Source organism: Streptacidiphilus sp. BW17 (assembly GCF_041262485.1).
Classification (GTDB): Bacteria; Actinomycetota; Actinomycetes; order Streptomycetales; family Streptomycetaceae; genus Streptacidiphilus.
Genome location: NZ_JBGCCR010000001.1, coordinates 247,030 through 258,720 on the forward strand (window position 1 = coordinate 247,030; position 11,691 = coordinate 258,720).

The window sequence follows — 11,691 nt, forward strand, 5'->3', positions numbered from 1 at the left end:
TGCTCCGGATTGGTCAGCCGGGCCGGGTTCTCACCTGGGGAGGCGGGCCTCGAAGGTCGTGCCTTCCCGAGGGGTCTCCTGGTCGACGACGCCGAGGGTGCCACCGTGGTGGTGGGCGATGTCACGGGCGATCGGCAGGCCCAGGCCCGCGCCGCCGTGGTCGCGGCTGCGGGCGTCGTCGAGACGGGTGAACCGTTCGAAGATGCGCTCCCGGTCGGCGGGGTCGATCACCGGACCGTCGTTGCGGACCTCCAGCACCGCCTGCTCCCCCTCGGCGCGGACCCGGACCTCGACCGAGGCGCGGGCGTGGCGCTGCGCGTTGTCCAACAGGTTGGTCACCAGCCGGCCCAGCCAGAGGTGGTTGCCCGGGACGACGACCTCCGCCGCGAGGTCCAGGTCGACGGGGCAGCGCTCCGCACCGCGGATGCGGACCGTGGCGGCGACCAGTTCGCCGAGGTCGACCGGGTCGGCGGGCCGGTCGACCGCGCCGGTGCTGCTGCTGAGCCGGGCCAGGAAGAGCAGGTCGGCGGCGAGGGCCTGGAGGCGCTCGGTGTCCTCCAGCGCGCCCTCGACCAGCTCGACCCTGACGTCCGGGTCCGGGTGGGCCAGCGCCACCTCCAACTGGGTACGCAGCACCGCGATCGGGCTGCGCAGCTCGTGCGAGGCGTCGGCGATGAACTGCCGCTGCCGCTGCCCGGCCACGTCGAGCCGGTCCAGCATCGCGTTCATCGTCGTCGCCAGCCTGGCGATCTCGTCTCCCCCGCGCGGGATCGGGACGCGGCGGTGCAGGGCCTGCTCGCCGATCGCGGCGACCTCGGTGCGGATCGCCTCCACCGGGCGCAGCGCCCGGCCGGTCACCCGCCAGGTGACGAAGGCGACCAGGAGCAGCAGCAGCGGGCAGCCCACCGCGAGGGTGAGCGCGGTGGTCGACTCGGCGGCGTCGGCGGCGACGAGGGAGACGCCGGTGTGGATGACGACCTCGTCACCCTTGGGCGTCACCGCGGCGATGGTGGTGACCTGCTGGTTCTCCTCCAGGCCGAGGATCTTCAGGTCCCACGGGGTCAGCGCGGTCACCAGCCCGCCGTCCGGTCCCGGCACGGCCTCCACCGCGCCGCCCAGGCCGGGGGCGGGCTTGATCCGCGGGACCGGGCTCAGTGCGGGGCGGCCCGCGACGTTCTGGCTGGCGGCCACCACCGCGCCGTTGGTGTCGACCACCTGGATGAAGTCGGTGCCGTCGCCGAGCGGCAGCACCCTGGTCAACTTGCCGTTCGTCACCAGCCTGGCCACTACGTCGGCCTGCGCGCGGGCACTGGTCGCCGCCCGTCCGTGCAGGTCCGCGCGGAGCAGGGAGAGCATCGACAGCGAGGCGACCGTCAGCGCGACGGCCACCACCGCGCAGGCCGCGAAGGTGGCCCGGGCGCGCACCGAACCGGGCGTCACCCGCATCCGGAACGCGCGGGCGCGACGACGCAGCAGGCGCAACAGCAGGATCCGCGCAGGCGGTTCAGCGCTCACGGGCCCGGACGGATCGACCACCTCAACCGCCTCAATCACCTCAGCCACCGTCCACCGCCAGCCGGTACCCGGCGCCGCGGACCGTCTGCACGGCGGCCCGGCCGAACGGCGCGTCGATCTTCCGCCGCAGCGCGCTGACATGGACCTCGATGACGTTCGGGTCGCCGTCGTAGAACTCGTCCCAGACGTGGTCGAGGATCTCCCGCTTGGAGACCACCTCCCCGGCGCGCAGCGCGAGTTGCTCCAGCACGGCGAACTCGCGGGCCGTCAGCCGCACCGGCGTGCCGGCGCGGGAGCAGATCCGCGCGGCGACGTCGACGACCAGGTCCCCGAGCCGGACCACCTGCGGCGGCCTGCTGCCGAGGCGCCGCGCGAGGGCGCGCAGCCGCGCGACCAGGACGACGAACGAGAACGGCTTGGAGAGGAAGTCGTCCGCGCCGGTGTCGAGCGCCTCCGCCTCGTCCCACTCGCCGTCCTTGGCGGTGAGCATGAGGATGCCCACGTCGTTCCCGGCCGCGCGAAGCCGGGAGCAGACCCGGTAGCCGTTCAGGCCAGGCAGCATGATGTCGAGCACGATCAGGTCGTAGGGCTGACGGGTAGCCTGCCGCAGTCCGGCGAGGCCGTCGTGCGCGACATCGACGGCGAAGCCCTCCGTCTCCAGCCCACGCTGCAGCGCGGCGGCGAGCCGCCGTTCGTCCTCCACCACCAGTACGCGCACGGGTTCAGGGTGACACGGCGCTCTGCGGGGAAGCTGAAGAGATCTTCAAGATCTTCAGCAGTGCTTCAGCGGTGGTCAGGCATTCTCGGCTCGCCCGGCACGACCTCCGAAGACCTGTGGAGCCGAGATGACCGACCCCGTGGACCCCCTGTTCCCCGCCTCGTCCGCCCCTGAGCCGGACCCGGCCGCTGACCTGGACCTCGACCTGACCAAGGAGCCCGCACCTGCACCCGCGCCTGCCACCGAGCCGACTCCTGCTCCCGCCCGATCCGGATCCGGTCTCCGCCGAGGGCTGGGCGGACGCCCGGCCCGGTGGGTGCTGACCGGCGTCGGAATCGTCGTGCTGGTCGGCGGCACCGCCGCGGTGACGGCGGCCGTGGTCAACCACGACAGCCGCGGCGTCGCGGTACGGGCGTTCCCCGGCGGGCCCGGCGGACTCCCCGGCAAGGTCGTCCTCGGCGGCCCCGCCGGTGTCGCGGGCGACGGGGGCGTCGTGGTCAAGGGCGGACAGGTGGTCGCCGTCACGGGTGCGGGTCCGGCGGGTGCGCTTCAGGGCCTCGCCCCGGCCCCGCTCCCGTCCCTCCCGGCGGACCAGGCCGCGGACAAGGCCGCGGCGGCGGTCCCGGGCGGCAAGGTCGAGACCCTGACCACCGTTCCCGAGCAGGGCGGCGGCAGCGCCTGGCAGGCCGTCGTCCTCGGCACGGACGGCGTCAGCCACCTGGTCACTGTCGACGGCACCTCCGGCACCGTCACCAGCAACACCACGGTGGGCGGCTGAGCTACACGCCGCGCGCTCCTGTGCGGCTCCGGTGTAGCCCGGCTCAGCCCACGGCCACCGGCGCGGCCTGCTGCTCGTGCGCCCACAGTGCACGCAACGGGCCGTCCACGGCGACCAGTTCGTTCCAGGCGCCGCGCTGCACCACACGGCCGTGGTCCAGGACGAGGACCTCGTCCACCGCCGCAAGTCCGGTGAGGCGGTGGGTGATCAGCAACGTGGCCCGGCCCTCGGTCGCCGCCAGCAGGTCCGCGGTGAGGGCGTCGGCCGTCGGGAGGTCGAGGTGCTCGGCGGGCTCGTCGAGGATCAGCACCGGGAAGTCCGCCAGCAACGCCCGTGCCAGCGCGAGGCGTTGGCGCTGGCCGCCGGAGAGGTTGGCGCCGTGCTCGCCGACCATGGTGGAAAGGCCGTCCGGCAGCTCGCGGACGAACGCGCCCAGCCGGGCGGCGTCGAGGGCCGCGAAGAGCTCGGTGTCGCCGGCGTCGGGGCGGGCCAGGCGGAGGTTCTCGCGCAGCGAGCTGTCGAAGACGTGGGCGTCCTGCGCACAGAGACCGACCGCACGGCGGACGTCCTCACCGGTCAGCGTGGTGGCGTCGGCGCCGCCCAGGGTGACGCTGCCCGACGCGGGGTCGAGGAACCGGAGCAGGACGTTGGCCAGCGTGGTCTTGCCTGAGCCGCTCGGGCCGACCACGGCGATGCGGCGCCCCGGCGTAAGGTCCAGGTCGACGTCGGCCAGCGCGGGCGTGGTGCGGCCGGGCCAGGTCGCGGTCAGGCCGCGGACCTGGAGCGGCAGCGGGTCGGCGGGCGCGGCGGCCGGGTGCTCCGGCTCACGGACCGGCTCGGGCGCGTCGAAGAGCTCCGCGAGCCGCGCGGCCGAGCGCGCGCTGCGGTGGCGGATCTGGGCGGCGGCGGTCAGGCCGGTGACGCCCTCGAACGCCGCCAGCGGCGTGAGCAGCAGCACCGCCAGGTAGACGCCGTGGAGCTGCCCGGCGGCGACGGCCGCGATGCCGACCGCACCGCAGGCGACAGCAGTCAGGCCGGTCAACGCGGTGGTCAGGCCGACGCCGAGGCCGAGCCCGGCAGCGGAACGCCGCTGCAGCCCGGTCAGTTCGGCGTCCGTCGCGCGCAGCGCGGTGAGCCGGGCGGGGAGTGCGCCGCTGACGGTCAGTTCGGCGGCGCCGTCGAGCAGCCCGACGACCTCCCCGCTCAGCCGACCGCGCGCCGCCGCTTGGGCGCGCTCGGCGCGGAGCGAGAGCAGCACCGCGAGGCGCGGCACCACGAGCCCGGCGAGCAGCAGTCCGAGCGCGAGCACGACTCCGGCGAGCGGCAGCAGCCACGCCACCGCACCCACCGTCAGCACGCCCGCCAGCGCCGCGACGGCCAGCGGGAGGCGGTAGCGCAGCCAGTGGTCCTGCATCGCGTCGACGTCCGCGACCATCCGGGAGAGCAGGTCACCGCGCCGGAACGTCGCCCCGAGCCCGGCGGGCGCGAGGCGCTCCAGCCGGGCGTAGACGGTGGTGCGCAGCGCCCCGAGGCTGCGGAAGACCGCGTCGTGGCTGACCAGCCGCTCCCCGTAGCGGAGTACGGACCGGCCGATGCCGAAGGTGCGCACGGCCGTGACGGCGACCATCAGGTAGAGCACCGGCGGCTGCTGCGAGGCCCGCGAGATCAGCCAACCGGAGGTGCCCATCAGCGCGGTGGCGCAGACCAGCGCGAGCGCGCCGAGCAGGATCGCCAGGCCGAGCTTGGGCTTGGGGAAGCGCGACCACCCACCGACGGGGGAGTCAGCAGTTGCCGAGACGGCGACCTGCGGGGGAGCCGCCGCAGCGGTGCGCGCCGCCGGAACGAGGGGCGTCTCGACCGGCTCGGCAGCCGCCGCCACCGCACCGAGGTGGATCCGGCGGTCCGCCAGCGCCAGCAGCGCCGGGCGGTGCGCGGTCAGGATCACGGTCCGGCCGACGGCCAGGTCGCGGATCGCGGCGACGACCGCCGCCTCGTTCTCGTTGTCCAGGCCCGCCGTCGGCTCGTCCAGCAGCACCAGCGGGCGGTCGGCCAGGAAGGCGCGGGCCAGCGCCAGGCGCTGCCGCTGTCCGGCGGAGAGGCCGGTGCCGTCCTCGCCGAGGACGGTCCGCGTACCGAGGGGGAGTGCGGTCACGAACTCCCAGGCCTGCGCGGCGGTCAGCGCCGCGCACAGCTCGGCGTCGGAGGCGTCGGGGCGCGACAACCTGAGGTTGTCGGCGATGGTCCCGGCGAAGAGGTACGGGTGCTGCGGGACCCAGGCGATCCGGTCGTGCGCGGGCGCGGTCACCTCGCCCGAGGCGACCGGTACGAAGCCCAGCAGCACGCCCAGCAGCGAGGACTTCCCCGCGCCCGACGGGCCGGTGACCGCGACGGTCTCCCCCGGCGCGATCCGCAGCGACAGGCCGTCCAGCGCCGGGCGCTCCCGTCCGTTGTAACGGACCGTCAGGTCGCGTACCTCGACGCCGCCGTCCTCCGACGGGCGGACGACCGACTCCGGCGCGGGCGTCTCCAGCACCTCGAAGATCTGCTCGGCTGCCGCCAGGCCCTCGACGCTGGCGTGGTAGTGGGTGCCGACCTGGCGGATCGGCAGGTACGCCTCCGGGGCCAGTACCAGCACCACCAGGCCGGTTTCCAGGTCCATGCCGCCGTTGACCAGCCGCATGCCGATACTGACGGCGACCAGCGCCACCGACAGCGTGGAGAGCAACTCCAGTGCGAAGGAGGAGACGAAGGCGACCCGCAGGGTCCGCAGCGTGGCGCGGCGGTACTCGTCGGTGATCTTCCTGATCGACTCGGCCTGCGCCTTGGCCCGGCCGAAGACCTTGAGCGTCGGCAGTCCGGCGACCACGTCGAGGAAGTGGTGCGAGAGCCGTCCGAGCGTGCGCCACTGACGGTCCATCTGGCTCTGGGTGGCCATCCCGATCAGCACCATGAAGACCGGGATCAGCGGCAGCGTCGCCACGATGATCGCGGCGGATACCCAGTCGGCGAAGACGATCCGGGCCAGCACCGCGACCGGCACCACCACGGCCAGCGCCAACTGCGGGACGTAGCGGGCGAAGTAGTCGTCCAGCGCGTCCACCCCCCGGGTGGCCAGGGTGACCAGCTCACCGCTGCGCTGCGGCGACAGCCGCGATGGCCCCAGCGCCGCGGCCCGCTCCAGCAGTTGCTCCCGCAGCTGGGACTTGACCCGCGCCGAGGCCCGGTGGGCCACCGTCTCGGTGGCCCAGGCGACCACGCCGCGGCCGAGCGAGACCGCGGCCAGTGCGGCCAGCGGACCGCCCAACCGGCCCAGCCCCTGGCCGTGCTGGAAGCAGCCGACGACGATCTGGGCCACCAGCATCGCCTGCGCGACGACCAGCCCCGCACCGACCAGGCCGAGCGCGACCGAGGCCAGCAGGAACATCCGGGTGGCACGGGCGTGCCGCAACAGGCGCGGGTCGACGGGCTTCACGACGGGTACTCCTCGGACTGCGGGTGATGCTCGAACTACTGGGGTTGCGGGTCAGGCCGGGATGTTCGCGACGCTGATGCGGCGGCGGAACACCCAGTAGGTCCAGCCCTGGTAGAGCAGGACGACGGGGGTCGCGATCGCGGCGAGCCAGGTCATGATCCCCAGCGTGTACGCCGACGACGACGCGTTGCTGACGGTCAGCGACAGCGCCGGGTCGATCGAGGACGGCATGACGTCCGGGAAGAGGGTCAGGAAGAGCATCGCCACCGCGGCGACGATGGTCACCCCGGACAGCAGGAACGCCCAGCCCTCGCGGCCCAGCCGGTTCATGCCGATCGCGCCGACCAGCGCCACCACGGCCACGACCATGGCGAAGAGGCTCCAGCCGTCGCCGTGGTGCGCCTGGGTCCAGATCAGGAAGCCCAGCGCCAGCAACGCGGTGACCAGGCCCAGCTTGGTGGCCAGCGCGCGGGCGCGCTCCCGGATGTCCCCGGCGGTCTTCAGCGCGGTGAAGACCGCGCCGTGGAAGGTGAACAGGAAGAGCGTCACCAGTCCGCCGAGGATCGCGTAGCCGTTCAGCAGGTCGAGGAAGTTGCCGACGTACTCGAAGTTCGCGCCGATCTTCGTGCCGTGGACGATGTTGCCGAAGGCGACGCCCCACAGGAAGGCCGGGAACAGCGAGCTCCAGAAGATGGCGTGGTCCCAGTTGCGCTTCCAGCGCGCGTCGTTGCGCTTGCCCCGGTACTCGAAGGCCACGCCGCGGACGATCAGGCAGACCAGGATCAGCAGCAGCGCCAGGTAGAAGCCGCTGAACAGGGTCGCGTACCACTCGGGGAAGGCCGCGAAGGTCGCGCCGCCTGCGGTCAGCAGCCAGACCTCGTTGCCGTCCCAGACGGGGCCGATGGTGTTGATCAGGACACGGCGTTCCCGCTCGTCCTTGGCCAGCACCTTGGTGAGGACGCCGACGCCGAAGTCGAAACCCTCCAGGAAGAAGTAGCCGATCCACAGGACCGCGATGATCACGAACCAGACGTCGTCGAGATGCATGATCCAGGTCTCCTCAATACGCGTTCAGTACGCGTGATCAGTACGCGAACGCGAACGGCTTGTCGGCGTCCTCGGAACCGGCCGGGGGGCCGCCCAGGGTCGGGTCGTGGCGCGGCGGCTCCTCGTCCAAGGGGCCGGCCTTTGCGTACTTGACCATCAGCTTGACCTCGATCACCGCGAGGATTCCGTAGAGCAGGGTGAAGACGATCAGCGAGGTCCACTGCTCGCCGACGGAGACGCCGGGGGAGACCGCGTCGGCGGTGGTCATCAGGCCGTAGACGACCCACGGCTGACGGCCCATCTCGGTGAAGATCCAGCCCCAGGAGCAGGCGATCAGCGGGAAGAGCATGGTCCAGACGAAACCCCGCCACATCCACTTGTTGAGGAAGGGGCCGAGCTCCCGGTTCTTCGTCAGCATGAAGAGCGGCACCTCGTCACCGGCCCGTCGGTACTCCGGGGCCAGCCAGAACTTCCGCCTGGTCAGCCAGAGGCCGATGACGGCGATGACGAACGAGGTCATCCCGAAGCCGATCATCCAGCGGAACGCCCAGAAGGTCGTCGGGATGTTGGGCTCGTAGTTGGGCGCCTTGTCGCCGTACTTGGCCTTCTCAGCGGCGTTGATGTCGTTGATGCCGGGCACCGGTGAGGAGAAGTTGCCCTTGGCCAGGAAGGAGAGCAGTCCGGGGATGGTGATCTCGACCGAGTTGCGGCCCTTGGACACGTCGCCGTAGGCGAAGACCGAGAAGGGCGCGGGCGCCTGGGTGTCCCACAGCGCCTCGGCCGCGGCCATCTTCATCGGCTGTTGCTCGAACATGACCTTGCCCAGTGCGTCACCGCTGATCGCGGTGCCGAGGCCCGCTATCAGGCAGACCACCAGCCCGAGCCGGAGCGAGGACTTCATCGCGGCGACCGTCACCCGGTCCTGGTCGCCTCGCGCCAGCCGCGACGCCTTGCGCAGCTGGTAGGCGGCGATGCCGATCATGAACGCGCCGCCCACCAGGAAGGCCGCGGTCAGCGTGTGGAAGACGACCACCAGCGTGGTGTTCTGGAAGAGCACCTTGGGGAAGTCGGTCAGCTGGGCCCGCCCGTTGACGACCTTGTAGCCGACCGGGTGCTGCATCCAGGAGTTGGCGGCCAGGATGAAGTACGCGGAGAGGGTTGTGCCGATGGCGACCATCCAGATCGCGGCCAGGTGCAGCTTCTTGGGGAGCCGGTCCCAGCCGAAGATCCAGAGTCCGATGAAGGTCGACTCGAAGAAGAAAGCGATCAGCGCCTCGAAGGCCAGCGGCGCTCCGAAGATGTCGCCGACGAACCGCGAGTAGCTCGACCAGCTCATGCCGAACTGGAACTCCTGGACGATGCCGGTGACCACGCCCATGGCCATGTTGATCAGGAAGAGCTTGCCCCAGAACTTGGTGGCCCTGAAGTACTTCTCACGACCCGTCCGCACCCAGGCGGTCTGCAGGCCCGCGGTGAGCGCGGACAGAGCGATCGTCAGGGGGACGAACAGGAAGTGGTAGACGGTGGTGATGCCGAACTGCCATCGCGCCATCGTCTCGTGCGCGAGCGCGAGATCCACTGCGGTTCCCTCCTGATCATCCGAGCATCATGTCCATCTATGCACGGTTAATCCGACATAGGTGGGACGTCCCCACTGAACACAAAATGTTAGTGAGCTTGTGAACGTGAACACGATCACAAGCCATTATCACCACGGGTTTCCGCAGAGACTGACAGGGGGGTGGGGTGAGTCGGCAGAGCCACTACGTCCAGGCTGAGCTGGGCGAACAAGCCAAATCGGCAGTTGTCCGAGGGCCTCGGGTGTGTCGCCGGGCACACTCTCCGTCAGATGTGATGTGCGACTCAAGGACGGAGTCGGACGCGGTCAGGAAACTCAGGCGTGGACGGCCGGCGCCGGGGCTCCCGGCAGGAACACCCGGAAGGTGGCGCCCGCGCCGGGTGCGGTCTCCAGTTCGACGCGTCCCCCGTGGGCGGTCGTCAGCGCCGAGACGATGGCCAGACCGAGGCCCGCTCCCCCGCCGTCACGACGACTGCGGGACGCGTCCACCCGGTAGAACCGCTCGAAGACCCTGGCGGCCTGTTCGTCCGTCAGACCCGGTCCCTGGTCGCCGACCTCCAGCACGCCCTCGCCGTCGATCGTGCCCACGCCGATCCGCACCGCGGTTCCGGCCGGGGTGTGCTTGACCGCGTTGCCGACCAGGTTGGTGACGACCTGGCGCAGCCGCGCCTCGTCCCCCAGCACCACCGCCGCGCCGGGCGTCGGCGCACCGGCCGGGCCGGTCAGGCTGACGCCACGGGTCGGGTCGAGCGCGGTGGTGTCGTGCAGCGCGTCGATGGCCAGCGTGCGCAGGTCCATCGGCGCGAGCTGCAGCGGACGCTGCTCGTCCAGGCGGGCCAGCATCAGCAGGTCCTCCACCAGTCCGCTCATCCGGACCGACTCGGACTCGATCCGCTCCATGGTCCGCTTGACGTCCGCGTCGGTGGCCAGCGCGCCCATCCGGTAGAGCTCGGCGAAGCCGCGGATGCCCGCCAGCGGGGTGCGCAGCTCGTGGCTGGCGTCCGCGACGAAGCGGCGCATCCGGTCCTCGGAGCGGGTCCGCTCCGCGAAGGCCGCCTCGATCTGCGCCAGCATCGAGTTGAGGGAGCGGGCCAACCGGCCCACCTCGGTGTGCTGGTGGGCGTCCGAGTCGGGGACGCGGTGGGAGAGCGGATGCCCGGCGGCGATCGCCTCGGCTGTCTCCTCGATCCGGCGCAGCGGCTTGAGCCCGGTCCGCACCGCGAAGAAGCCCGCGACGGTCAGCAGCAGCAGGACGGCCGCGCCGACGGCGAGGAAGCCCTCGTTCAGCCGGGTGATCATCGCGTCGGTGTCGTCCAGCGAGGTCGCCACGACCACGCCCGATCCCGGCTGGTTGTTCACCGGCAGGATGAGCACCCGCCACTGGCCGCCGCCGTGGTCGGCGGGCACGGTGAACGGCTTGCCCATGGCGGCAGCCAGCGCCGTCGGGTCCAGCGTGGGCAGGACGGGCTTCGGGTCGCTCGCGTCGAGCTGCTGGGACTTCAACTGCCCGTAGGAGCCGTCCGGCCCGACCGCGACCGTCACGTACTGGCTGGGCAGCCACCCCGCGCCGTACCGCAGGCCCGGCAGGACCGGATGGCGGGCGGGTTTCAGCGCCACCCGCTCCATCTGCTGGCCGAAGCGGTCCAGTTGGCTGTCGACGCGCTGCATCTGGTTGTCGCGGACGCTGCCCAGCACGAGGGTGTCGCTGACCGTCAGCCCGAGCGCGACCAGCGCGACCAGCAACGCCAGCAACCGAACCCGCAGCGAGAACCGCCCGACGAGATGGTGCCGCGCCCGCCGCCGCAGGGCGAGCCGCCTACGCAGTCGGCCGGCGAAGGACATAGCCGATGCCGCGCACCGTGTGGATCAGCTTGGGCGCACCGTCCGCGCCGGAGTCCATCTTGCGGCGCAGGTAGGAGATGTAGGACTCGACGATGCTGAGGTCGCCGCCGAAGTCGTAGGCCCAGACGTGGTCCAGGATCTGCATCTTGGAGACGACGCGGCCGGTGTTGGTCATCAGGTACTCGAGCAGCTTGAACTCGGTCGGGGAGAGGGAGACCTGGCGTCCGCCGCGGGTCACCTGGTGCCCGATCGGGTCCAGCTCCAGGTCCGCGACCACCAGCCGACCGTCCTCGGCGGGCCCGCCGGTCCGGCGCAGGATCGCCCGGATCCGGGCGATCAGCTCCTCCAGGCTGAACGGCTTGGTGACGTAGTCGTCGCCACCGGCGGTCAGCCCGTTGATCTTGTCGTCGACCCCGTCCTTGGCGGTCAGGAAGATCACCGGGATCTTGTCCCGGTCGCTGTCGTCCCGCAGCCGCCGCACCAGGGAGAAGCCGTCCACGTCCGGCAGCATCACGTCGAGCACGACGAGGTCCGGCCGCGCCTGCTGCACATGCGCGACCGCCTCCGCGCCGGACGCGGCGGAGGCCACACGGAAGCCTGCGAACCTCAGCGAGGCGGAGAGCAGCTCGCGGATGTTCGGCTCGTCGTCGACGACGAGCAGGCTTGCTTCGGCGGTGTCCATGGGCGCCCCCGGTGAGTTCAGGTCTGGCTCCGGCAGAGTAACGGGACTAGATGAGGAC

The 11,691-nt window shown here is 71.8% G+C and carries 8 protein-coding genes; 1 reads left to right on the top strand and 7 read right to left on the bottom strand.

All coding sequences use genetic code 11. From position 1 onward, the window contains the following. Positions 1-30: 30 nt before the first annotated feature. Positions 31-1,515: an ATP-binding protein gene (locus tag ABH940_RS01125; RefSeq protein WP_370103960.1), complete on the bottom strand. Its 1,485-nt coding sequence runs from the start codon at positions 1,513-1,515 to the stop codon at positions 31-33. A 40-nt stretch (positions 1,516-1,555) separates the two neighbouring features. Beyond that, positions 1,556-2,233 carry a response regulator transcription factor gene (locus ABH940_RS01130; protein WP_370065159.1) on the bottom strand — a complete coding sequence of 226 codons (678 nt, stop codon included), beginning with the start codon at positions 2,231-2,233 and terminating at the stop codon, positions 1,556-1,558. Positions 2,234-2,360: 127 nt separating this feature from the next. Between ABH940_RS01130 and ABH940_RS01135 the strand changes: the two genes are divergently transcribed. Beyond that, complete coding sequence (locus ABH940_RS01135; protein WP_370065157.1) at positions 2,361-3,011, top strand: hypothetical protein; 651 nt, start codon at positions 2,361-2,363, stop codon at positions 3,009-3,011. Between the two features lie 43 nt (positions 3,012-3,054). On the opposite strand, the gene cydD is transcribed toward ABH940_RS01135, so the two are convergent. From cydD to ABH940_RS01160, 5 genes are all read right to left on the bottom strand, one after another. Continuing rightward, a complete protein-coding gene (gene cydD / locus ABH940_RS01140) occupies positions 3,055-6,483 on the bottom strand; it encodes a thiol reductant ABC exporter subunit CydD (RefSeq protein ID WP_370103962.1) in 3,429 nt (1,142 codons plus the stop codon). A 51-nt stretch (positions 6,484-6,534) separates the two neighbouring features. Continuing rightward, a complete protein-coding gene (gene cydB / locus ABH940_RS01145; protein WP_370065152.1) occupies positions 6,535-7,530 on the bottom strand; it encodes a cytochrome d ubiquinol oxidase subunit II in 996 nt (331 codons plus the stop codon). A 37-nt stretch (positions 7,531-7,567) separates the two neighbouring features. Further along, positions 7,568-9,109, bottom strand: coding sequence for a cytochrome ubiquinol oxidase subunit I (locus tag ABH940_RS01150; RefSeq protein ID WP_370065150.1), 1,542 nt, complete (start codon positions 9,107-9,109; stop codon positions 7,568-7,570). A 315-nt stretch (positions 9,110-9,424) separates the two neighbouring features. Next, entirely contained in the window at positions 9,425-10,951 is a 1,527-nt protein-coding gene (locus ABH940_RS01155; protein ID WP_370065148.1) for a sensor histidine kinase, read from the bottom strand. Further along, a complete protein-coding gene (locus ABH940_RS01160) occupies positions 10,926-11,633 on the bottom strand; it encodes a response regulator transcription factor (RefSeq protein ID WP_370065146.1) in 708 nt (235 codons plus the stop codon). The genes ABH940_RS01155 and ABH940_RS01160 overlap by 26 nt, the downstream gene beginning before the upstream one ends. Positions 11,634-11,691 lie beyond the last annotated feature (58 nt).

Coding starts and splice junctions, on each gene's coding strand:
- ABH940_RS01135 (WP_370065157.1), top strand. CDS start 2,361: ATGACCGACCCCGTGGACCCCCTGTTCCCCGCCTCGTCCGCCCCTGAG.
- cydB (WP_370065152.1), bottom strand. CDS start 7,530: ATGCATCTCGACGACGTCTGGTTCGTGATCATCGCGGTCCTGTGGATC.
- ABH940_RS01155 (WP_370065148.1), bottom strand. CDS start 10,951: ATGTCCTTCGCCGGCCGACTGCGTAGGCGGCTCGCCCTGCGGCGGCGG.
- ABH940_RS01160 (WP_370065146.1), bottom strand. CDS start 11,633: ATGGACACCGCCGAAGCAAGCCTGCTCGTCGTCGACGACGAGCCGAAC.